We start from the raw sequence: 20,411 nt of genomic DNA on the forward strand, positions 1-20,411 counted from the left end.
TTCCTACTTTGTCCGCTTGTTTGCCCGGCATGCCTCGACAAAGCCGAGGTACGGCGGTGACGGCCGGGTGGGCCGGGACTTGAACTCGGGGTGGAACTGCGTTGCAAAGAAGTAGGGGTGGCCGGGGAGCTCGAGGCACTCCATCCGGTTCCGGTTTGTCGCCGAAAAGACGAGCCCTGCTTTTTCGAGCTTTTCGATATAGTGGGGATTTACCTCGTACCGGTGCCGGTGCCGTTCCACGATCTGCTGCTGGCCGTAGAGTTTCATGGCAAGGGTGCCGTCCCGGATATCGGAGGTATAGTCCCCGAGGCGCATGGTCCCGCCGAGATTTTTGACCTCTTCCTGCTCGGGAAGCAGTGCGATCACGTGCGAGCCTTCGCCGAACTCCTCGCTCGTGGCGTCCTCAATCCCGCACTTGTGCCGGGCAAACTCGATCGTTGCGAGCTGGAACCCGAGGCAGAGGCCCAAAAAGGGGATATTGTTCTCCCGGGCGAATGCTATCGCATCGATCTTCCCCTCGATTCCCCGCTTCCCGAAGCCGCCGGGGATCAGGATGCCGTCGTAGTCCTTGAGCGAGCCGTGCTCGTACCGCTCGGCATCGAGCCAGACGATCTTCACTTCGGTAGAAAGGGCCCGTCCCGCGTGCTTGAGCGCTTCCTTGATACTGATGTACACGTCCTCGATGCCGTACTTGCTCACGATCCCGACCGTGACCCGGCTCGTATATTCCCGGGTCACCAGCCGGTACCACGAGGGATCGGTCTCCCGCTTTTCAAGGCCGAGGTGGGCGGAGAGGACATCGGCGATCCCCTCCTTTTCCATCTCCATGGGAACCTCGTAGGTGTCCCGGGCGGTGGCTGCCGAGATGACCGCGCTTAAGGGCAGGTCGCAGAACGCCGAGATCTTGCGCTTGGTGTTTGCCCCGACCACCCGCTCGCTCCGGCAGACAATGATATCCGCGTGGAGCCCGAGCTCCCGGAGCGCCTTTACCGAGTGCTGGGTGGGCTTGGTCTTTAAGTCGCCCATCGCATCCTCGGGAACAAGGGTCACGTGAATGAGGACATAGTCGCGCCCGTCGAGCTCGCCCCGCATCTGGCGGACGGCTTCCAGGAACGGCATGCTCTCGATATCGCCGACCGTTCCCCCGACCTCGACAAGGCAGACATCGGCCTTTGTGCCGTCTGGGAACTCTTCCTCTGCCGCATTTTTAATACAGGTCTTGATCTGGTCGGTGATGTGGGGGATGATCTGGACGGTCTCCCCTAAAAAGTCGCCCCGCCGTTCCTTTTCGATCACGGTCCGGTAGACCTTCCCGGTCGTGATGTTATGGGAAGACGTGAGCTCGATATCGAGGAACCGTTCGTAGTTGCCCAGGTCGAGGTCTACCTCGCCCCCGTCTTTTAAGACAAAGACCTCGCCGTGCTGGGCCGGGTTCATGGTCCCGGCATCGATATTGAGGTACGGGTCGATCTTGACTGCCGTGACCCGGTACCCACGGTTTTTCAGGATCCGTCCCACTGATGCGGCCGTGATCCCTTTCCCAAGGCCGCTCATCACACCGCCGGTGACAAAGATATACTTCACGTGCTTCCCCCGCTGCTTTACATTTTCTCCCCATTCCCTATTATTACTATCTTACGACGGGATAGACCGGGGGCGGGTGAGAAGATTGATGAAAGGCAAGAGCCCATGTACCCGGTATGACGCGAGGAAAGATCTCATTGGTCACCGTCCTGTTCCTGGCATGCCTGCTGGTAGTGATACCCGCTGCTGCCGCGGAGAACACGACGCACGATGCAGCAACGCAATACTATAACCGGGGCACCCAGCTCCTCACGGGGGGCGATTACGCCGGGGCCATCCAGCAGTACGACCAGGCGCTCGCCTCGAACACCTCCATGATCAAGATCAGCGATGCGCTCCTCTATACCTACCAGAACATGGCCTATGCCCAGATCCGGCTCGGGAACTATACCGATGCAATTGCAACGCTCGATACCGGCATTGCCGAGTACCCGAAGGACAAGCTGCTCTGGAACAACAAGGGGTATGCCCAGTTCAGCCTCGGGAAGTACGGGGACGCTGTCACTTCATATAACCAGGCGCTTGCGATCGACGGGAACTATACCGGGGCCTTAATCAACAAGGGCGATGCCCTGGTAAAGATGGGGAATTTCCAGGACGCTGCAGTTGCGTACCAGGCAGCCCTTACCACCAATCCCACGGACAAGGATACCGCAGCAAAACTGGCAGCGGCACAGAAATCAGCCGCATCCTCAACCCAGACTACCCTGATCGTGCTGGTCGTTGTCCTGGTTATCGTGGCAGCCGGTGTAGCCTACTATGTTACCCGGAAGGGAGCCACAACGGACAAAAAGAGCGAAGCAAAGAAGAACAAAAAATAACTTTTTTTTTAAGAGTTTTTATTTACAGGCCGTTACGGCAAACGAGGCCGTGGTCTTCGAAAGCAGGGTCTTTTCGGCATTCCCGATCCTGACTTCGCCTTCGCAGAATGCAACCCTCCTCCCTTTCCTGACCACGCGGCCCTCGGCAACGATGACGCCTTCGCGCACGCCTTTGATGAAACTGGTGGACTCTGATATGGTCGCGATCCCTTCGGCAGCTTCGAGCATCGGGTAGAGGGCAAGGGCCATTGCCTCGTCCGCGAGCGCAACAAGCATCCCGCCCTGGAGCCAGCCAACGCCGTTAAGCATATCCGGGCGGACCGCCATTTTTAAGACCGCACGACCCTCCTCCGTACTGACGACGTCGATGCCGGTGAGGCCAAAGAAAGGATTGGCGTACTTCCCGTTCTTTTGAATATTGTCAAGGTAGGTCATGGTACTGCTCTGGCAGGAATGTCTGGGATGATCGGGCATTAAGGTTGTCCCCGGGATACGTTCGGACGTTGCGACCGTGATGGGGCAGCCCGGGACGTGCCCGGGGGCAGGTGCCCTGCAGGAATTTGCGAGAGAAACCGGCCTTTCCGCAATACACCCTATCTTCAAATAGCGGTACTTCGTACACAACGATCTATGACCGATGAAGAGATCAAAAGCATGCTCGCCGACCTGATCTGGCTCAACGCACTGATCGCAACCGAGCTCATCCAGGTAACCGAGAACACCTCCGCCATCCTGCGCAAGTCCCCGCCTCCCGAGAGCTGCATAAAGGATCACCACGATCTCAGGATGACTGCGCTTGCCATTGCAGAGAAATACCAAAAAGAGACCGCGCTCGCCCGGCACCTCACCAAACACCAGTAATATTATTGACGATCTCTCCCCAACAGTACAGGACAGTTTTCCGTTCGGGCCGGGCAAACTTCCAGACTGCCTGCCCCGGGGGGACAAACCGGCGGCACCTTCCTGCCATGACGACCACCCCACCACCACGGTACAGCCTTGTCATCCCGGCGTATAACGAAGAGAAACGGATAGCCGGGCTCTTTGATGCCATCACCGCGTTTGACGGGGAGCTCATCGTTGTCTGCGACGGGAACGACCGCACGGCGGATGTTGTCGACGCCATCGCAAAAGAGCGTCCCGATCTTCTGATCCGCTGCCTCCGGTTCCCCGGCCGGCTCGGGAAAGGAGGAGGGGTGATTGCCGGGCTTCGTGCCGCACAGGCCCCGCTCGTTGGCTATGCCGATGCCGACGGCTCGACCGGTATTTCCGAGATGGTGCGCCTGTTCGGGCACCTTACGGAAGCGGATGCAGCGATCGGGTCGCGGTGGATCCCGGGATCGACTCTTGAGGTCCGGCAGGGCTGGCTGCGCAGGATAGAGAGCCGTTGTTTTAACCTGATCATCCGGCTGCTCTTCGGGCTCTCCTTTAACGATACCCAGTGCGGGGCGAAAGTCTTTAAAAAATCCGCAGTCGATGCTGTACTACCTCACCTTACGGCACAGGGCTTTGAGTTCGATGTCGAACTCCTCTGGCGGCTGGCCCGCGCCGGTAACAGGATCGAGGAGGTCCCCATTGCATGGCAGAACAAGGGCGATTCCCGGGTGAAAAAGTCGGACATGCTCCGGATGCTCGCGGGGCTGCTCCGGGTCCGGTTCGCCCCGGGCACGCCATGAACGCGGCGGGCGACGACCGCACAAAAGACGCCTTCCGGCTCTACAACGAGGGGAAACACCAGGAATCGCTCGACTGCTGCAACCGGCTCATGGAGTCCGCACGGGAACCCTCCCTCGAAGTCCTCGCAGCGACAAACCTCTTCTGCTTAAAAAAATTCGAGGATGCGGAAGTATATTTCCGCGACCTTGCCCGGAAGATGCCCGGGTCCTCGCACGTCCACAGTTACCTGGCAAAGGTGCTCGAAGAGCGGGGGGACGAAGGCGCTTATGCCGAGTATGCGGCGGCAGTCCGGCTCGATCCCGACAACACCGAAGCCCTGCGCAGTTATGCAGCGATCCTCCTTGCACGGGACGACGACCGGGGAGCCCTGCCGGTGTTACAACGGCTCTGTGCCCTCGGGAACCGGGCAGATGACCGCGACCGCCTTGCCGGCGCCCTTCTTAGTTCGGGATATGCGGCTGAAGCGTGCTCGCTGTACGAGACGACCGGCGCACCGGCGGTAAGATCGGCAGAATATGCCCGCGCCCTCCGCGCTGCGCACCGTACACGGGAAGCAGCGGACGTCGCGCTCGCATTATACGAGGAGCGCCATGACCCGGAGCTGCTCCGGGAGTACCTCGCCGCCCTCGCAGAGGCAGATCCAAACGGGGCGCCGGCGGCGTATGCAGCGTTCTGCAAGGACTGCACCGCGCCAGGACTCTGGGCTGACTATATCCTCCTCCTCATGTCCCGGGGAGATTTTTTTGCAGCGCTTGCCGGGGCAAAGAGGCTGGTTGCCCTTGATAACCGGCCCGATCACCGGCTTATCCTTTGCGAGATCTATGCGGCGCTGGGCGATCGGGTAAATGCAGACGCCGCCTACGAAGCGCTCGTGCAGGAGGGGATCGCAACCCCCTTTCCGGCCGGGACGCTCCGCCTCGTTATCCGGACCTATGCCGGCTACCTGTTCGCCGGGGGAGTGTCCGACCGTACAAAAGAGCGGTTCCTTGCCACGGTCTCCGGGGATGCAAACGTAGTCTGCCTGATCGAGACCGCCCGTATGTACCATGCCGCCGGGGACGATGCAGAGACCCGGGCCTGGTATTACCGGGCGTACCGTGCCGACTTCCTCAACGGAGGGATCCCGTACGCGCTTTTCCTTGCCGCATGCGGGGACGACCGGGAGAGCGAGAAAGTGCTGCTCCACATCCTCGCAAATATCCGGAAGTATGCGGACCTTGCCCGGGTTGCCGGCGCGATCGCGGGAAGCGAAAACCTGCTCTCCCGGATGAAGCGGCTGGACCGCGAACTGGCACGCCGGCTCGAAGAGCGCCGCGCCCTGCTTGGCACCGCCGAACGGGAGTGCCTTGCCGCAGCGTACCTTGCGCAGGCAGGGGATGCACGGGAACACGAGGATTTTGCCGCCTGCATGGAGAGCTGCCTGCGGGGGATCGACGCCCTGCCGGCCCGTGCAACCCTCTGCCGCCATGAGGAGTTCCTCGCCCTTGTGCAGCGCTGCAAGGAGCAGATGCCGGCCGACTGCCCGGCGTTTCGGGAAACGGTTCCCGAACAATCCCGCGAAGCGCCCCGGCAGACGGTCGCAGGGCTGGCCGACCGGCTCGCCCTCACGGAGAAAGAGACCGCGATCCTCGCCTTCCTTGCCACCCACCGCAGGGCAAGCGAGGCCGACCTGCGCCGGCTGACCGGGTCGCGCCGGGTTGCGGCACTGGTCAACAGCCTGATCCGCAAAGGGGCGGCACAGGGAATAATGCTCGTAGAAAAGAAAGGTATGAATGCGGAAGGGGAGTCTTATGAGTACTGTGGAGCCTGAAATCAAGAACCGCCGCCGCCACGAGAGCCTTGCCATCATCAATGCCCTCCGGAGGGGCACGGTCCCGGCAAGCGGCCTTGCACGGATTGCCGTCGGCCTCGAACTGGAGGAAGGGGTGATAGCCCGGCAGCTCGACTTTGTTGCTGACGGGGGCGGCGATCTCAAGTTCGTCAGAGGGGACTACGGAGCGGGAAAGACGTTCTTTGTTGCCCGGGCCCTCGAAACGGCGGCCCAGAAAGGCTTTGTGACCGCCCATGTCTTCATCTCTCCTTCGGCCTCGCTCTCCAAGCCAAAAGTCCTCTACCAGCAGATCTGCGCCGCTCTCCGGACCGCAGAGACCGACCATGCGTTAAAGACCGTCATCGACAACTGGCTCTTTGCCATCGAGGAGAGGCTGGCATCTGCCGCGAGCGGCATGGACGACGCGGCCCTTGAAACGGCAACAGAAAAGGAGATCGAATCGTCCCTTGCCCTCATCGGCGGGAACAACACCGGGCTTGCCGCGGCCCTGCGCACCTATTACCAGGCGAGTAACACCGGCGATTATCCGGCAGCCCAGGCTGCTATCGGCTGGATCGCGGGAGAGCCCACGGTGGGCCGGGATTTCCGGCAGAAGGCCGGGGTTCGGGGCGATGTCGACGATGCAACCGCGTTCTTTTTCCTTGCCGGCCTTGTCGAGATCGTCCGGGGTGCGGGATACCGGGGGCTGGTTGTTGCCATCGACGAGATGGAGATCACCCAGGGGCTCCAGCGGGCGCAACGGGAGAAGAGCTACCAGACGCTTGCCCGGCTTATCGATGCGCTCGACGGCGGCAGGATGCCCTACTGTTACTTCCTCTTTACCGGCACTCCTGCATTTTTCGACAGTTCGCGGGGCATCCGCTCGGCACCCCCCCTGTACGACCGGATCAGTGTCGACGGCGACGGTGCGTTCAAGAACCCACGACAGCCGCAGATCCAGCTCGCCCGGTTCGATACCGCGAAACTGGAACTCGTGGCCCTGAAGGTCTGCGAGGTGTACTCGGAGGCCTACCGGGAGGTAGACCGGGAACGGGTCTCCCACCGGTTCATCCGGGCGATGATAAAAAAGATCACCGGCCGGTTCGGGGGCCGGGTCGATATTATCCCAAGGATCTTCTTAAAGGAGTTTGTCGACGTGCTCGACAAGTGCGAGCTCTATGACGATTTCAATCCCTCGGACGGCTACGAGTTCGAGGCAGAGCACCTCAAAGGGGAACTCAGGGCCGAGGAAGAGGCCGTGATGGTCATGGATTTTTAAGGTGAAACACTGATACTGTTTTATCCCAGTACGGAAGAATGATAGTGATATGCGTGGGGTCGTAGTTCTGCCGGCGGTTGTGGCCGTGCTCTTTTTCCTCATCGTTCTTCCTGCCGTGGCCCAGCCGGTCACCATCACTGCCTCGCCCTCGACGGTCCATCAGGGCGATACGATCTTCCTCTCCGGCAATGTCTCCGGGGTCCATACCATTGCAGTCTTCCTCTTTCTCGTTGGCCCGGATCTCGATTCCCGGGGCGTGACCCTGGAGAATGTGAATGTCCCGGCAGGCCGGGGGCTGTTTACCACGGCGCCGGTCGATATGAAGGACGGGACCTGGCAGTACGCCTGGGATACCTCGGTGATTCTCGGGAACCTTAACCCGGGCACGTACACGGTCTATGTCGTCACGGCCCCGGTCGACCATGAACGGGTCAGCGCCGGGCCGTACGCTACCACAAAGATCACCATCGAACCGTCAGAAGCGGAAGCAACCCCGATCCCCCTCTCCCCGTGGAGTACGGTTCTTGCCCTGGCAATTACCGCATGTGCCGGGACAATGCTCCTTTCCCGGCAGAATAAATCGGGTTAAAAAAAACAATAAAAATAAGGATCCGGGACCGCCCGGATTGCTTTTTTTTACAAGCCGGTCCGGCCGTTCTTCTTTTCCTGCCGCCGGACTTTTACCGATGCAGCATGGGCAAAGAGTCCCTCTGCGGTGGCAAGGGTCTCGATGGTGTCCCCGATGCTTTCCAGTCCCTCGCGGGAGAGGATCTGCACCGAGGAGGTCTTGCAGAAGTGGTGGACGTCAAGCCCCGAGTACTGCCGGGCGTACCCGGCGGTCGGGAGCACATGGTTGGTGCCGGAGGCATAATCCCCGCAGGCAACCGGGGTATAGGGCCCGACAAAGATTGCCCCGGCATTCCTGATCCCGGAGAGCACCGGCAGGGTATCTGCCACCTGGATGGAGAGGTGCTCGGGGGCTACCGTATTCGAGATGGCGACTGCTTCCCGGAGGTCGCCTGCAACAATATAGCCGGAATTATTGAGCGCTTTGAGTACGATCTCCTTCCGGGGGGCGATCTCTGCCTGTTTCTTTACCTCTGCGCCCACCGCGCCGGCAACTTTTTCCGAGGTTGCGATAAGGAGGCAGGCGGCATTCGGGTCGTGCTCGGCCTGCGCAATGATATCGGCTGCAACAAACGACGGGACGGCACTTTCGTCGGCAATGACCGCGATCTCGCTCGGGCCTGCGGGGAAATCGATCTCGGCATACTCGCGGAGCATCATCTTTGCCGCGGTCACGTACACGTTCCCGGGGCCGACGATCTTCTCCACCGGGTCGATGGACTCTGTCCCAATAGCCATCGCGGCAATGGCCTGTGCTCCCCCGCACTGGTAGACCTCGCTGACCCCGGCGATGTCAAGGGCTACGAGCGTGAGCGGCTGGATCGGTGGCGGCGAGCAGCAGCAGATCTCCTCTACCCCGGCGATCCGTGCCGGGACCGTGCACATGAGGGCAGTTGAAGGGTAGGCGGCACGTCCTCCCGGAATGTATGCGCCGATCCGCGAGAGCGGGGTGGTCTTGACCCCGAGCGTGATACCGGGCTCCAGTTCGTTGAGCCAGAGCCCCCGGGGGAGCTGGAGCTCGTGGAACCGGCTGATCCGGGCCTCGGCCTCGATAAGGCTCTCGGTTACCCGGGGATCGACCTTCTCGTACGCAGCCTCCCGTGCATCCTCATCAACGGCGAGATCCTCCTGGTGAACCTTGTCGAACTTCTCCGTAAGTTCAAGGACGGCCGCATCGCCCCGGTCCCGGACCTGATCGATAATCCCTTGGACGGTCTCTTTTACCGCGCCAAGCTGCGAGGTCCGCCGCGCCATCCAGGTATCGACATCAACCGCGTGCCACATAGCAGGAAAAATCGGCGGGAAAGGTTGTTAAGGTTTCGTTGGCTGACGGCGACTCGTCCCTTTTAGGCAACCGGGCCGTCTCCCGACGTTTTGGGCCGGAACTTCAGGAGAAGGTAGACGAGCGCCATGCCGATGATGAATGCCACGGTCATGGAGAGGAAAAGGGCGAGCAGGCCGATGGCGCAGGTGACCGGGAGGTTGTCGGATTTGAGGCTGTGCCGGCCCATCTCGATCCCGACAAAGACCAGGAGCGCCCCGAGCACCCCGACCGCCACAATGGAGAGTACCTCGGGGGAGGTGAAAAAGAGGGCGAGGACAATGAAGATCACGCCGGCAATGATGCTGGCGCCGCCGGTCCGTGCCCCGTACCGGTACTGGCCGGCAAGGCCCCCGGCACCGTGGCACATGGGAAACCCGCCGAACGGTACCGAGGTGATGTTCATGAGGCCGATGGTCGTGGAGAGCTTCTTTGGCGGGACATCCTTTCCAAAGAGATCCTTTGTGAGGAGCGAGGTGGCAAGGATGGCGTTTGCGATCGTGAGCACGACCTGCGGCAGGACAAGGGTCGAGATCGCCGAGGGGAAATCCGACGGGATCGGGATCACGAGCTGCGGCGGCGGGATCAGGCTTGTGGGGGGAATACCATGCAGGATGATCCCGCCGATGACCCCGACCGCGATCACGCAGATGGAGGAGAGATCGGGGATATGGCGGTAATGGACAAGGAGCAGGAAGAGCAGGATGATGGCAATGCCAAGGACAAAGAAGAACGAGTCTTTGAACACGAAATCGGCCGAGGCCTTAAAGAGGAGGAGGGCAAGGCCGAGCTGGATGCCCCGCACCACGCTCTCCGGCACCCATTTTTCAATAATGGAAAAGAACCTGCCATAGCCAAGAACCAGGAAGAGTACCCCGAGGATGATGCCCGCCGCGGCTATCTCCCCGCTCCCGATGCTCCCCGAGATCACGATGACCGCTATCGCTTTCATCGGTTCGAGCGGGATCGGCAGCCGGTAGTAGAGCCCGGTGAGGATGAACCAGATCCCAAAGAAGAGCAGGATATACCGGGGGTTGACATCGGAGACGAGCGCCACGGCAAGGATGAGCGGGATGATCGTCCCAAAGTCCCCGAGCGACCCGGCAAATTCCGAGAGGGTAAATTTCAGGGGGATGGTTGCTTCGGTCACGATCGCCTGCCTGCCCGGCTGTGTACGGATACCGGTGTTTTCCCCTGTAATGGTCTTTTCTATAGGGGACATGGGGTGCATAAAGAGAATTCAATATATTTATCTGTCTCCTGCCTAACAGTCAATGGGGTGCACAATTGACAGACCTGCTGACGGATCTGCTGATCTATATCGGTTTTGGGGTTATTATGTTCTCAATCGGGATGATTGTCGGGACCCAGCTCCTGAATATGTATTACGGGAAGCATTTCATGGTGGTTGCACAGCAATGCTCTGAAGCCGATTCCGTTGTTCCGATCGTTGACGAGCTCATCAGGGAGACCTGACGGGGAGATTGTTTATGGTTGACATTACCAGTTACAGCCTGATTGGCATCACCTGCCTCTGTTTTGGCCTGATCGTGAGTTTCCAGGTCGCCCATATCAGTTACTGCAGGAAACTCGCAGTCCTTGTACGGCGGTCTATCTCGACAAAGACCATTGCTCCGGTACTTGCGGAATACGAGGCCATGAAAAACAAGAAGTAACCGCTTCCCCGTTCTTTTTTTTCTCTTATGCCGGGATGAAAGCAGGTTAATACCTCCGGCGCCTATGGTAGGGAGAGATGCAGTGCACGATCCTTGCAAGCGGAAGTAAGGGCAACTGTACCTATATCGAAGGACGTTCCGGCGCGTTCCTTATCGATGCGGGACTGAGTGCAAAAGAGACCTTTGCCCGTATGGCACAGGCTAATTGTAATCCTGACGCGATCGAGGCGATCATCGTGACCCACGAGCATGGCGACCATGTCAGGGGACTCGATGTGCTTGCGAGGAAACTCGCCTGCCCGGTGTACGCGACCGCAGGAACGCTCGGGGATTTCCTCGGCCACCGCCGAACCTCGGTCAAGCCTCTGGAGACCCGCGTCTGCCGGTACGACGATGCGTTCATGGTTGCGGGGATGACCGTCACGCCGTTTGCCACCTCCCACGATGCCGCCGAACCCTGCGGTTTTACCGTACAGGACGATGGCCTGACCCTCGGTTATTGTACGGATACGGGGGTTGTCACGGCCGGTATGCTCGCCCGGCTCGGTGCCTGCGACGGGCTGGTTCTCGAAAGCAACCACTGCCCGGAGATGCTTGCAAACGGCCCGTACCCGGAGTCCCTGAAACGGAGGATACGCTCCGACCACGGCCACCTCTCGAACCCTGCTGCGGCAGCCGTCCTGCGGCAGATGGGCAGGGACGTGCCCCCGGTCATCCTCTCGCACTTAAGCGAGATCAACAATACTCCCGAGAAAGCCCGGGCGAGCGCCCGGGACGGGCTCGGGCTCTTTTTTGAAGATACCGGGCTGATCGTTGCTTCCCAGGAAGGCACAAGCACGGCAGTACGGCAGGAACTCCGGCTCTGATACGCCCGGTACGCCTGCACAAAAACGGGTGTTCGGGCGGGGCTGACAGAGTAAAACGTTAATGCTTCCATTACCAATTCACAGAAAGAAACCATCATGCTCTTTCTGGACTTCTCCCGGTACTGCGAGGAGATCGAAGGGATATCCGGCCGTCTCGACATGATCGGGGTGGTGGGCCGGGCCCTTCCCGCGCTCACGCCGGAAGAACTCCCGGTCTTTGTCCGGTTTATCATGGGGAGGATCTTTCCCGACTGGAGCCCGCAGAAACTCGGGATCGGCCCGAACCTCCTGTACGAGGCGGTCGGGTACGTTGCCGGGGTAAAAAAGGAGGCGGTGATCGACCGGATCAACCGGAGCGGGGATGTCGGCCGGGTGGTCGAGGAGTTCCTTTCCAGGAAATCGCAGGTCTCGCTCTCCCACCAGGACCTCGAACTCGTTGAAGTCTACCAGAAACTCATTGCAATATCGGCACGGGGCGGGGCAACCTCCCAGAAAGAGAAACTGCGCACGGTCAAACTGCTCCTGGGCGACGCCACCCCGCTCGAAGGGCGCTACCTCTCCCGGATCATGCTCGAAGAGCTCCGGATCGGTGTGGGCGAGGGGACCGTCCGCGAGGCGATTGCAAAGGCGTTCTCGGTCGATCCGGCGCTGGTCGAACATGCAATGCAGGCGTTAAACGACCTTGGCGAAGTGGCCCGGCTCGCAAAGGAGGCCCCGGAGACCTTAACCGATGTCCGGATCACGCCCTTCCACCCGGTCCGGATGATGCTTGCCCAGCAGGGCTCGATCGCCGGCATGGTGGAGGAGCACGGCGAGGTAGCAGCGGAATACAAGTACGACGGTTCCCGGTTCCAGTTCCATAAGCAGGGCCCAGCCGCAAAGATGTATTCCCGCCGGCTCGAAGACGTGAGCGCGGCGCTCCCCGATGTGATCGAACTGTTGCTCGCCTCGACCGCTCACGATGTGATCCTCGACGGGGAGGTGATCGCGATAAAAGACGGCCGGCCTATGCCCTTCCAGTCGGTGCTCCGCAGGTTCCGGCGCCGGCACGATATCGCCGAGGCAAAAGAGGCGATCCGCATGGTGCCAAACGTCTTCGATATCCTCTACCTTGACGGCGAGACCCTGATCGACCTCCCGTTCTCTGAGCGCAGGAAGAAGCTGGAATCGGTAGTAAAAGAGTTCGTGGCACCGCAGGTGGTAAGCGGCGATCCGGCCGTGATTGAGAAAACCTATAACGATGCGCTCGCGGCAGGCCACGAAGGGATCATGATAAAGGTCCGCGACTCCCCCTACACACCGGGCCAGCGCGGGAAGAACTGGATCAAGATCAAGCCCGAGGTGGACACGCTCGACCTTGCCGTGATCGGTGCAGAATGGGGCGAAGGGAAGCGGGCTCGGGTCTTCGGGTCGTTTTTAGTAGCCTGCCAGGACCAGGGAAGGCTCGTTCCCCTCTCCCGGGTAGCGACCGGGTTTTCCGACGAGCAGCTCGCAGAAGTGTACGAGCTTCTCAAGGATACCGTGATCTCCCGCTCGGGAAAGGAAGTGACCTTCGAGCCGGAGCTGGTCTTTGAGGTGGGATATGCCGAACTCCAGGTGAGCCCCACCTATGCGGCGGGGTTTGCCCTCCGGTTCCCGCGGTTTATCCGGCTGCGGGACGACAAGGACACGACCGAGATCGAGACGCTGGACAGCATAAAGGAACGGTACGGCCGCCAGTCGAAATCGGCGCAGGCCTATGCGGGATAACCGCCTCTTTTAAAACGAGAAGAGCGTCCGCTGCGTGCGCAGCTCGGGGATGAGCGTGCTGTGCTGCTGCCAGTACGCAAAACCGATCTTCGCGGAGGCTACGCGGACAGCCTCGTCGAGCGATTCGCACGGCACGTACGGGGACGCCATCGCAGTGCGGGCAGCCTCGCGGATCACCCAGGTGCCAAGCGGAGCCCAGTACTCGCTGGAGATATGGCGGATCACGATCGCCCGGGCCGAACGCCGGATCCCCGTGAGGTACTCTGCTACGGCGAGTCGTGCGGAGTAATACGCCCCCGATATCGGCGAATACCCCTGTTTTTTCATGCCTTCCCGGTCCTGCACGATCGCTTCCGTATCCCCGGCCCAGAGCGTCTGTTTCCCCCAGACCTCGATCATCTCGTATTTCCAGTCGCCCGGGGCGAGGATGCAGACGATCCGGTTCCCGAAGAGTTCGCCGGAGAAGACCCGGTACTCGTCCAGCGGGGAGAGCCGCGCTATCCCCTGTTTGAGCGAGGCGGAGATCGTATCGTCCACGGCCGTGATTGCCCACCGGGTCGGGACAAGGTGCCGGCGCCGGCCAAGGAGCCCCGCGGTCATGAGCTTTGCGATCCCGTACACATCGGTCCCGCCCTGTGCGAGCTCGACACAGGCCCCGGTTGCCCCGAGATCGGTATCGGACGTGACCCGGTCCACGACCCGGGCAATGCTCGCGCTCCCGACCACATCGAGCTTTTGGACCTCTCCCGAGAGCCCGACCGGTGCCACCGTCCCGTCAAAGGCAAGCGAGAACGCAACCGGCCGGGCAAAGGCCACATCGACATCGAGGGGCTTTGCGGAAAGCGCGATCTCCTGGAGGCCGCCGGTAAACTGCCGGGCCGGCGATCTCCCCCGGATCGTCCGGGCGCGGATCCCGACAATATCATCGATCCCGAGGTTCTTTGCCAGCCAGTCCGGAGGATGATCGGAATCGCTGACAAGAAGCGGCCCTCCCTGCACATCGGGATACCCGGCACTCCCCACAAAGACCGAAGGGGCACTCCCCTGGTAGCTCGCCGAAAGTTTCAGATCGGCCTGCGCATGGAACCGGCGGGTGATAGGGCAGACGGGAAGTCCGCACAGCCCTTTTCCCTTGCACTGGATACACTGCATCCGATCGTTTCCGTCTCGTCTGTCCCGGTCTGGTTACCGCAGCAGCATGGTTGTCCGTACCACCGGGCCCTCTTCCTCGCAGAACGAGACCCGCCAGCCTACATCGAACCGGGTCCCGCACTCCGGGCAGATCAGGATCACCCGGTAGAGTTCCTTAGTCGACCTCACCGGGCTCACTTTCCCGTCAACACCGGCGTTAACGCTCAGAAACGAGGTATGGAACCCGTACTCGTACCCGCAGGCCGGGCAGCGGTGCAGCTCCCCGTTGGGCTTTATCTGCCGGATCTCGTTTGAAATACCCATGATTCTCCCTTACTGGCGATGGATGATCGGCCAGAAATGCTTTTGCCGGCGCGACCCCACCGTCCCGATGATCTCCGCCGCATTCTTCCTGCCGGCAGTCCTGTCCGGCGCCTCTTTTTTGCGCCGGGCCGAAAGGGCAAGGGTCTCGGCAATCTTTTCTTCAAGGATCTCCCGGGTGAGCGTCCGCCCGTCAACAGAAACCCCGGCACCCATATCCACGATCTTCTGCGCATTGTTCTGCTGCTCGGGGTGGCCCGGATCCACGATCACGAGGACCGGCTTATCAAAGAGCAGGGCCTCGTGCAGGGTGGTGAGCCCGCCATGGACGATCGCTATCCGCGCCTTTGCCAGGTGCTCGTACAGGTTCGGCACATACCCGTGCGAGAGGAAGTTGTCCGACGACGGGGGAAGGTGTGCCCCGGTATAGAAGACATCGAACACCAGGTCTTTCCTTGAATCGGCGATCTCCTTGAGCAGGAGATAGAGCGGCAGCTTGTACGGCTCGCCCCCGAAACTTGCAAAGACCGTCTCCTCGGAAAAACGGTAGCGGGCAAGATCGACATCGAGGAACGGGCCGGTAAAGTGATAGTGGTTCCGCTCATGGTTCGGGATAAAAAGGTTGTATGCGCTCACCGTATCCGGCGGAGGGTAATCCGGGACAATGATCGTATCGGTCAGGCAGAGGTAGCGCCGGATCAGGAAATTTAAGGTACCCCAGACCGGGTTCATCTTCCCGCCGGGGCCGGAAAACCGGTTCTGGTTCGAGATGAAGATCACCGGCACCCGCCGGAACCGGGCAGCCATCACCCCGCCGTACATGGTATCGCAGACAACGCAGTCGATCTTCTGTTCGAGGATCAGTTTGCGGACGCGCAGTGCGGAACGGACCAGATCGAAGGGGATCCATTTCGAGCACAGCATGGTCTTTTTTAAGGAGAAAAAGCCGTCGGTCCCCTCAAGGCAGACTTCCCGTATCCCTTCATGGACGTTAATGCAGCCGTGGTCGTGGAAAAAGTCGTACGATTTCCCGTAGGCCACGAAACTGACGGAGTGCCCCTGCTGCTCGAGGTAATGGCCGAGATGGATACAGCGCGACGAATGGCCCAGTCCCTCGCCGCATACAACAAAGAGTATCCGCATGGTTATCCGGGTTCCCCGTATGGACTAATGCCTTGTGTTTTTGTACAAAGCCGCCCGTTCGTAAAAAGATAGTGTGTTCTTATCGATAATGAGAGTTGCCACGGTGATCCCCTGCCCCATTCGCAACACATATCTGGGAGAATTTATCCATGATACCGCATGGCATTTTCCATCAGGGATCCGGAGACCGCTACGTTCGGGGCCGGGTGTTTCTGGGGCGTGGAAGAGGCGTTCCGGAACGTCCCGGGAGTCTTGTCGACCGAGGTCGGGTATGCCGGCGGGACGGTCCCCCGTCCCGGGTACGAGGCGGTCTGCACCGGTACAACTGGGCATGCGGAAGCAGTGCGGCTCCTGTACGATCCCGACGAGGTATCCTACGATGACCTGCTCGCGGTCTTCTGGTCGATCCACGACCCTACGCAGAAGGACCGGCAGGGCCCCGATACCGGGTCGAACTACCGGTCGGTGATCTTCTACCATACTGCGGAACAGAAGCGCCAGGCAATCGCGTCGCGGGACAACCTTGCCGCTTTGGGAAAATTCTCCCGTCCGATCGTTACCGATATTGTCCCGGCTACGGTATTCTGGCGGGCAGAAGAGTACCACCAGCACTACCTTGAAAAACAGGGCCGCACGTGCCACTGAAGGGCCGGACGGATAGCTGCACGGATCGGGAACACCGGTACGCCGCAATGCTGATATGAGCCGGCCCCCCAGATCGAGACATGGAATTCGCCGACCTGATCCAGATCCTTGCCATCATCATCGAATGTGCAGTCGTAGTGGTTGCTGTACTGATCGCTACTCAGAAAAAGAAGGTGTACGGGTGGTTCATTGCCCTGACCTTTGCCCTGTTTGCCCTCTTTGATGTAATCCGTATCATCTTTGCAGATGCACTGTCCGGCATCCACGCCGGGCTTCTTTTCGTTGCCTGCGCCTCGATGCTGTACGCGGTGTGGCTGATGTGGAAGAACCCCTGATCGAGATTTTCTCTTTTTTATCCTGAAGGAGAGGTTGTGCTATTATCTCCTGGAGCACACGCTGTCTCACGATAATCCGAATCTGAATACCATCGGGAATGGAACATATAATATAACGATTATTATAGTTTGTATTATGGCAAACTCCATGAGAAACAGCTTTCTGATAGTGCTCGTACTGCTCCTTTGCTCAGTATGCCTGAGTGCCGGATGCCTGTGTCCGGATCCCCCAATCTGTCCCCCACCGGTCGTGTGTCCCCCCACGACAACCTGCCCCCCGACCGTAAACACTACCCCGTCAGGGAGTGTCCCGGATTTTGGCAGGACAGTCTTTTTTGAGGTGAAAGCCCAGCCATACGAAGTCTCCGGGTATACGGATGTGATCAAATACCGTGCCATCATCAAACCGGATCATTCCATAACCCTGAGTGAACTGAGCGTTGGCGATTTCTTTGGCACATGGCAAACGGATACGACAAGTCCCGTTGTCAGGCTAAAGTTCAGTGTGGTGGCCAATTCCATCAGCCCACGCAGCAAGACCGGGACAATCGAGTTCTATGACCAGAACCGGGGATCCATCTTTACCCCGTATGACGGTTATTGGAACGGGTACCAGGCGATGGGAACCTGGCACTACTGATTTTTAATTCTTTCATAAACCCATGACAGTGCAGAACGATTCGAATCGTCTCAGGAGTGATAAAAAACAACAAAAGAAAGAAGATGGGCCCGCTGAGATTCGAACTCAGGACCTCCGCCATGTCAAGGCGACGTCATAGCCAACTAGACCACGAGCCCGCGTGCGTCTGATGCTCTATAGCATCTGTCATCCTATTATTAAAAAATAGTGGACCGATCCTGAAGATTCCCGGTGATAATCCAGGTACCGTCCCTGCATACGCACGAAAAAGACCCGTAAAGACCGGCAGGATTTAATAATCTCCTGCCGACATACGACCATGTACTGTCCGAACTGCGGCGCTGAACTCCAGTACGAAAATGCAGAAGTGTGCCCCAAGTGCGGTGTCAGAATCAAAAACCCACCGGCACAGGCAGATGAATTTAAAAGTACCGGGATAGCGGCAATCGCATCGTTTGTCATCCCGGGCCTTGGACAGATCTACTGTGGCGAGATCGGCAGAGGGATTTTGATCCTGATCGGGTTTATCATCGCCTGCCTCACGATCATTATCCTCATCGGGTTCATCCTCGCCCCCATTGTCTGGGTCTGGAACATCTACGATGCGTACACCCTTGCAAAATCGATCAATGAAAAACGGGCCGCGGCATAACGCGGGCCCCCGGGTAAACACCCGACCAGAATACCTTTTTTTGGATATATTTTCCTGGTGCCAGTAAATCCGTGTTCCAACCGGAAAAACGGGTAATGCCGGATAATTCCGCCAGTACCCCTCTGCAATGTACACATGCGATCTTCCGGCCGAAGGGTTCTGCCAGTCGCTCCTGCAAAATATCCGGCATTTTTTTTTTTCGCGGAAAACGTGGTGTAAGTTAACTAGCCGATTATCGGATAATTATCCGATAATCGGATGTACAACTTACTATCGTTTTTTATTTCCGACGTGGATTTTAAGGCAGTCCCGGGTTTTTTTATAAAAAATCCGGATCGCCCGGGCCGGTAATTTTTTTCCGGCCAAAAAAAGATCCTGATATTTCTTTTCACTTGAAAAAAAGGGTCTGGGTTTTTTAAAAGAAAACCGATCGTTCCGGTCCATCCATTGGATCCGGTAAAAGGAACAGAAGAAGGATACGCAATTAAAAAAAAAGTTAGATCTTCTTATCGGAGATCCTGGCAAACTTTGCAGAGAAGATACCCTGAAGCGAGCAGAACTCCGTAATGACATTCTCGGGCACTTCGCTGTCCACGTTTAAGACCATCAGGGCCTCTTCGCCCGGGGTGATCCGGCCGACCTGCATGCCGGCGATGTTGATATTGTGCTTCCCAAGCATGGTGGATGCACGGCCGATGACGCCGGGCTTGTCCATGTGCCCGGAGACGATCACAAACCCTTCGGGAATAAGATCCATTGTGTACTGGTTGACCGAAACGATCCGGCTGCGGCCTTTTGCAAAGACCGAGCCGCTCACCGACATCTCGGTCTTGTCGGTCTTGATCTTTATCGTGATCAGGTTCTTGAACCCGTGGGACTCCGCGGTCACGGTCTCGCTGACCGCAATGCCGCGCTCCTTTGCAACGAACTCCGCATTGACAAGATTGACCGGCATCTGGAGGATCGGGTCGAGCAGTCCCTTTAACGCAAGGCGTGTCACGTACTTCATGCTCCCTGCATAGGCAGAGAGTTCGCCGCCGTAGATGCACTCGACGGCTGCAAGCCTGCCTTCAACGGTCTGGATCGCAAACCGGCCCATCTTCTCGGCAAGTTCCGCAAACGGCTCGAGGATCTCGGCTTGTTCGGGCATGACCATGGGGGCGTTGACCACGTACTTTGCCGAACCGCCGTGCAGGACCTCGACCCACTGCTTTGCAACCGAGATCGCCACGTTCTTCTGCGCCTCGACCGTGCTTGCGCCGAGATGCGGCGTGACAATAACATTGTCGAGGGTAAGGAGCGGGGATTCGAGAGGCGGTTCGGTCTCGAAGACGTCGAGCGCCGCGCCGGCAACCTTACCGCTCTTGAGCGCATCGTAGAGCGCCTTCTCGTCGATGATGCCGCCACGGGCGCAGTTGATGATCCGCACGCCGTCTTTCATCGTTGCAATGGAGGCTGCGTTGATGACGTGCTTGGTCTCCTTGATCAGCGGCGTGTGGACCGTGATCACATCGGCAACCTTGAAGAGCTCCTCGATGGTCATGACCTTGACGCCGAGCTGCGCCGCCCGTTCCTTGGAGATGAAAGGATCGTACGCAACGCACTTCATATCCATGGCGTTCGCACGCTTGGCAACCTCGCGGCCGATCCGGCCAAAACCGACGATCCCGAGCGTCTTCTCGTTGAGCTCGACGCCCATGAACTTGTTGCGCTTCCACTCTTTCTTCTTTAAGCTCGCGGTCGCCTGGGGGATGTTCCGCGCCAGCGAGAGCATCATCGCCATCGTGTGCTCGGTTGCCGCGAGGGTGTTGCCCTCGGGAGCGTTTGCCACGATAACTCCCTGCTTTGTCGCTGCATCCATGTCAACGTTATCGACACCGACACCGGCACGCCCGATAAATTTGAGGCGTTTGCCGGCCGCGATCACTTTTGCCGTCACTTCGGTGCCGCTCCGGACGATCAGGGCATCGTATTCGCCGATGATCCCGCAGAGCTCATCCTCTTTTAAGCCCGTCTTAACATCAACGTCGCAGGCCTCTTTGAGGATCGCAAGCCCTTCTTCCGCCAGCGGATCGCTGACGAGCACTCTCGCGGTTGCCATAAAGACCCATATATTATCTGCGCCGGACTTAAA

22 protein-coding genes and 1 tRNA gene are annotated in these 20,411 nt (G+C 59.1%); 14 read left to right on the top strand and 9 right to left on the bottom strand.

Annotation, left to right across the window (positions count from 1 at the left end; all coding sequences use genetic code 11):
- Positions 1–3 precede the first annotated feature (3 nt).
- A complete protein-coding gene (locus BP758_RS06560; RefSeq protein ID WP_292369888.1) occupies positions 4–1,584 on the bottom strand; it encodes a CTP synthase in 1,581 nt (526 codons plus the stop codon).
- 116 nt (positions 1,585–1,700) lie between these two features.
- On the opposite strand from BP758_RS06560, the gene BP758_RS06565 reads away from it, so the two are divergent.
- Entirely contained in the window at positions 1,701–2,405 is a 705-nt protein-coding gene (locus BP758_RS06565; protein WP_292369891.1) for a tetratricopeptide repeat protein, read from the top strand.
- A gap of 18 nt (positions 2,406–2,423) precedes the next feature.
- Here the strand turns inward: BP758_RS06565 and BP758_RS06570 are convergent, their stop codons facing one another.
- On the bottom strand, positions 2,424–2,840 hold the full coding sequence (locus tag BP758_RS06570) for a PaaI family thioesterase (RefSeq protein ID WP_394339196.1): 417 nt from the start codon (positions 2,838–2,840) through the stop codon (positions 2,424–2,426).
- 195 nt (positions 2,841–3,035) lie between these two features.
- Here BP758_RS06570 and BP758_RS06575 point away from each other — a divergent pair, with 195 nt between their 5' ends.
- From BP758_RS06575 to BP758_RS06595, 5 genes are all read left to right on the top strand, one after another.
- On the top strand, positions 3,036–3,266 hold the full coding sequence (locus BP758_RS06575) for a hypothetical protein (RefSeq protein ID WP_292369895.1): 231 nt from the start codon (positions 3,036–3,038) through the stop codon (positions 3,264–3,266).
- A gap of 107 nt (positions 3,267–3,373) precedes the next feature.
- Positions 3,374–4,081 carry a dolichyl-phosphate beta-glucosyltransferase gene (locus tag BP758_RS06580; RefSeq protein ID WP_292369897.1) on the top strand — a complete coding sequence of 236 codons (708 nt, stop codon included), beginning with the start codon at positions 3,374–3,376 and terminating at the stop codon, positions 4,079–4,081.
- Positions 4,078–5,892: a hypothetical protein gene (locus BP758_RS06585; protein WP_292369899.1), complete on the top strand. Its 1,815-nt coding sequence runs from the start codon at positions 4,078–4,080 to the stop codon at positions 5,890–5,892. Before BP758_RS06580 ends, BP758_RS06585 begins: the two co-directional genes overlap by 4 nt.
- On the top strand, positions 5,873–7,171 hold the full coding sequence (gene brxD / locus BP758_RS06590) for a BREX system ATP-binding protein BrxD (RefSeq protein WP_292369901.1): 1,299 nt from the start codon (positions 5,873–5,875) through the stop codon (positions 7,169–7,171). The genes BP758_RS06585 and brxD overlap by 20 nt, the downstream gene beginning before the upstream one ends.
- A gap of 49 nt (positions 7,172–7,220) precedes the next feature.
- A complete protein-coding gene (locus BP758_RS06595; RefSeq protein WP_292369904.1) occupies positions 7,221–7,760 on the top strand; it encodes a hypothetical protein in 540 nt (179 codons plus the stop codon).
- A 47-nt stretch (positions 7,761–7,807) separates the two neighbouring features.
- On the opposite strand, the gene hisD is transcribed toward BP758_RS06595, so the two are convergent.
- A complete protein-coding gene (gene hisD, locus BP758_RS06600; protein WP_292369906.1) occupies positions 7,808–9,082 on the bottom strand; it encodes a histidinol dehydrogenase in 1,275 nt (424 codons plus the stop codon).
- A gap of 62 nt (positions 9,083–9,144) precedes the next feature.
- Entirely contained in the window at positions 9,145–10,341 is a 1,197-nt protein-coding gene (locus tag BP758_RS06605; protein WP_292369908.1) for a putative sulfate/molybdate transporter, read from the bottom strand.
- 65 nt (positions 10,342–10,406) lie between these two features.
- Between BP758_RS06605 and BP758_RS06610 the strand changes: the two genes are divergently transcribed.
- From BP758_RS06610 to BP758_RS06625, 4 genes are all read left to right on the top strand, one after another.
- A complete protein-coding gene (locus tag BP758_RS06610; RefSeq protein ID WP_292369910.1) occupies positions 10,407–10,595 on the top strand; it encodes a hypothetical protein in 189 nt (62 codons plus the stop codon).
- Between the two features lie 14 nt (positions 10,596–10,609).
- Positions 10,610–10,795, top strand: a complete 186-nt coding sequence (locus tag BP758_RS06615) for a hypothetical protein (RefSeq protein WP_292369912.1) — start codon at positions 10,610–10,612, stop codon at positions 10,793–10,795.
- 77 nt (positions 10,796–10,872) lie between these two features.
- On the top strand, positions 10,873–11,661 hold the full coding sequence (locus tag BP758_RS06620; RefSeq protein WP_292369914.1) for an MBL fold metallo-hydrolase: 789 nt from the start codon (positions 10,873–10,875) through the stop codon (positions 11,659–11,661).
- A 96-nt stretch (positions 11,662–11,757) separates the two neighbouring features.
- Positions 11,758–13,410, top strand: coding sequence for an ATP-dependent DNA ligase (locus BP758_RS06625; RefSeq protein ID WP_292369916.1), 1,653 nt, complete (start codon positions 11,758–11,760; stop codon positions 13,408–13,410).
- Positions 13,411–13,419: 9 nt separating this feature from the next.
- Here BP758_RS06625 and BP758_RS06630 read toward each other — a convergent pair whose 3' ends face one another.
- From BP758_RS06630 to BP758_RS06640, 3 genes are read right to left on the bottom strand one after another with little or no spacing between them, the layout of a single operon-like run.
- Positions 13,420–14,562, bottom strand: coding sequence for a hypothetical protein (locus tag BP758_RS06630; RefSeq protein WP_292369917.1), 1,143 nt, complete (start codon positions 14,560–14,562; stop codon positions 13,420–13,422).
- Positions 14,563–14,595: 33 nt separating this feature from the next.
- On the bottom strand, positions 14,596–14,865 hold the full coding sequence (locus BP758_RS06635) for a hypothetical protein (protein WP_292369919.1): 270 nt from the start codon (positions 14,863–14,865) through the stop codon (positions 14,596–14,598).
- Positions 14,866–14,874: 9 nt separating this feature from the next.
- Positions 14,875–16,005: a glycosyltransferase family protein gene (locus tag BP758_RS06640; RefSeq protein WP_292369921.1), complete on the bottom strand. Its 1,131-nt coding sequence runs from the start codon at positions 16,003–16,005 to the stop codon at positions 14,875–14,877.
- Between the two features lie 159 nt (positions 16,006–16,164).
- Between BP758_RS06640 and msrA the strand changes: the two genes are divergently transcribed.
- From msrA to BP758_RS06655, 3 genes are all read left to right on the top strand, one after another.
- Entirely contained in the window at positions 16,165–16,650 is a 486-nt protein-coding gene (gene msrA / locus BP758_RS06645; RefSeq protein WP_292369923.1) for a peptide-methionine (S)-S-oxide reductase MsrA, read from the top strand.
- A gap of 80 nt (positions 16,651–16,730) precedes the next feature.
- Positions 16,731–16,985 (top strand): hypothetical protein, encoded by a 255-nt coding sequence (locus tag BP758_RS06650; protein WP_292369925.1) that lies wholly within the window; start codon positions 16,731–16,733, stop codon positions 16,983–16,985.
- Between the two features lie 340 nt (positions 16,986–17,325).
- The gene (locus BP758_RS06655; protein WP_292369927.1) at positions 17,326–17,625 is read left to right on the top strand and encodes a hypothetical protein; all 300 of its coding nucleotides are present in this window, start codon (positions 17,326–17,328) and stop codon (positions 17,623–17,625) included.
- 84 nt (positions 17,626–17,709) lie between these two features.
- Here BP758_RS06655 and BP758_RS06660 read toward each other — a convergent pair.
- A tRNA-Val gene (locus BP758_RS06660) sits at positions 17,710–17,783 on the bottom strand.
- Between the two features lie 161 nt (positions 17,784–17,944).
- Between BP758_RS06660 and BP758_RS06665 the strand changes: the two genes are divergently transcribed.
- Complete coding sequence (locus BP758_RS06665; protein WP_292369930.1) at positions 17,945–18,277, top strand: zinc ribbon domain-containing protein; 333 nt, start codon at positions 17,945–17,947, stop codon at positions 18,275–18,277.
- 496 nt (positions 18,278–18,773) lie between these two features.
- Here the strand turns inward: BP758_RS06665 and serA are convergent, their stop codons facing one another.
- A complete protein-coding gene (gene serA / locus BP758_RS06670) occupies positions 18,774–20,378 on the bottom strand; it encodes a phosphoglycerate dehydrogenase (RefSeq protein WP_292369932.1) in 1,605 nt (534 codons plus the stop codon).
- Positions 20,379–20,411: the final 33 nt, after the last annotated feature.

The sequence above is a fragment of the Methanoregula sp. UBA64 genome (genome assembly GCF_002502735.1).
Classification (GTDB): domain Archaea; phylum Halobacteriota; class Methanomicrobia; order Methanomicrobiales; family Methanospirillaceae; genus Methanoregula.

Coding starts and splice junctions, on each gene's coding strand:
- hisD (WP_292369906.1), bottom strand. CDS start 9,082: ATGTGGCACGCGGTTGATGTCGATACCTGGATGGCGCGGCGGACCTCG.
- BP758_RS06570 (WP_394339196.1), bottom strand. CDS start 2,840: ATGACCTACCTTGACAATATTCAAAAGAACGGGAAGTACGCCAATCCT.
- BP758_RS06580 (WP_292369897.1), top strand. CDS start 3,374: ATGACGACCACCCCACCACCACGGTACAGCCTTGTCATCCCGGCGTAT.
- serA (WP_292369932.1), bottom strand. CDS start 20,378: ATGGCAACCGCGAGAGTGCTCGTCAGCGATCCGCTGGCGGAAGAAGGG.
- BP758_RS06595 (WP_292369904.1), top strand. CDS start 7,221: ATGCGTGGGGTCGTAGTTCTGCCGGCGGTTGTGGCCGTGCTCTTTTTC.
- BP758_RS06635 (WP_292369919.1), bottom strand. CDS start 14,865: ATGGGTATTTCAAACGAGATCCGGCAGATAAAGCCCAACGGGGAGCTG.
- BP758_RS06630 (WP_292369917.1), bottom strand. CDS start 14,562: ATGCAGTGTATCCAGTGCAAGGGAAAAGGGCTGTGCGGACTTCCCGTC.
- BP758_RS06575 (WP_292369895.1), top strand. CDS start 3,036: ATGACCGATGAAGAGATCAAAAGCATGCTCGCCGACCTGATCTGGCTC.
- BP758_RS06605 (WP_292369908.1), bottom strand. CDS start 10,341: ATGTCCCCTATAGAAAAGACCATTACAGGGGAAAACACCGGTATCCGT.
- BP758_RS06625 (WP_292369916.1), top strand. CDS start 11,758: ATGCTCTTTCTGGACTTCTCCCGGTACTGCGAGGAGATCGAAGGGATA.
- BP758_RS06640 (WP_292369921.1), bottom strand. CDS start 16,005: ATGCGGATACTCTTTGTTGTATGCGGCGAGGGACTGGGCCATTCGTCG.
- BP758_RS06650 (WP_292369925.1), top strand. CDS start 16,731: ATGGAATTCGCCGACCTGATCCAGATCCTTGCCATCATCATCGAATGT.
- BP758_RS06565 (WP_292369891.1), top strand. CDS start 1,701: ATGACGCGAGGAAAGATCTCATTGGTCACCGTCCTGTTCCTGGCATGC.
- BP758_RS06585 (WP_292369899.1), top strand. CDS start 4,078: ATGAACGCGGCGGGCGACGACCGCACAAAAGACGCCTTCCGGCTCTAC.
- brxD (WP_292369901.1), top strand. CDS start 5,873: ATGAGTACTGTGGAGCCTGAAATCAAGAACCGCCGCCGCCACGAGAGC.
- BP758_RS06620 (WP_292369914.1), top strand. CDS start 10,873: ATGCAGTGCACGATCCTTGCAAGCGGAAGTAAGGGCAACTGTACCTAT.
- BP758_RS06615 (WP_292369912.1), top strand. CDS start 10,610: ATGGTTGACATTACCAGTTACAGCCTGATTGGCATCACCTGCCTCTGT.
- msrA (WP_292369923.1), top strand. CDS start 16,165: ATGGCATTTTCCATCAGGGATCCGGAGACCGCTACGTTCGGGGCCGGG.
- BP758_RS06665 (WP_292369930.1), top strand. CDS start 17,945: ATGTACTGTCCGAACTGCGGCGCTGAACTCCAGTACGAAAATGCAGAA.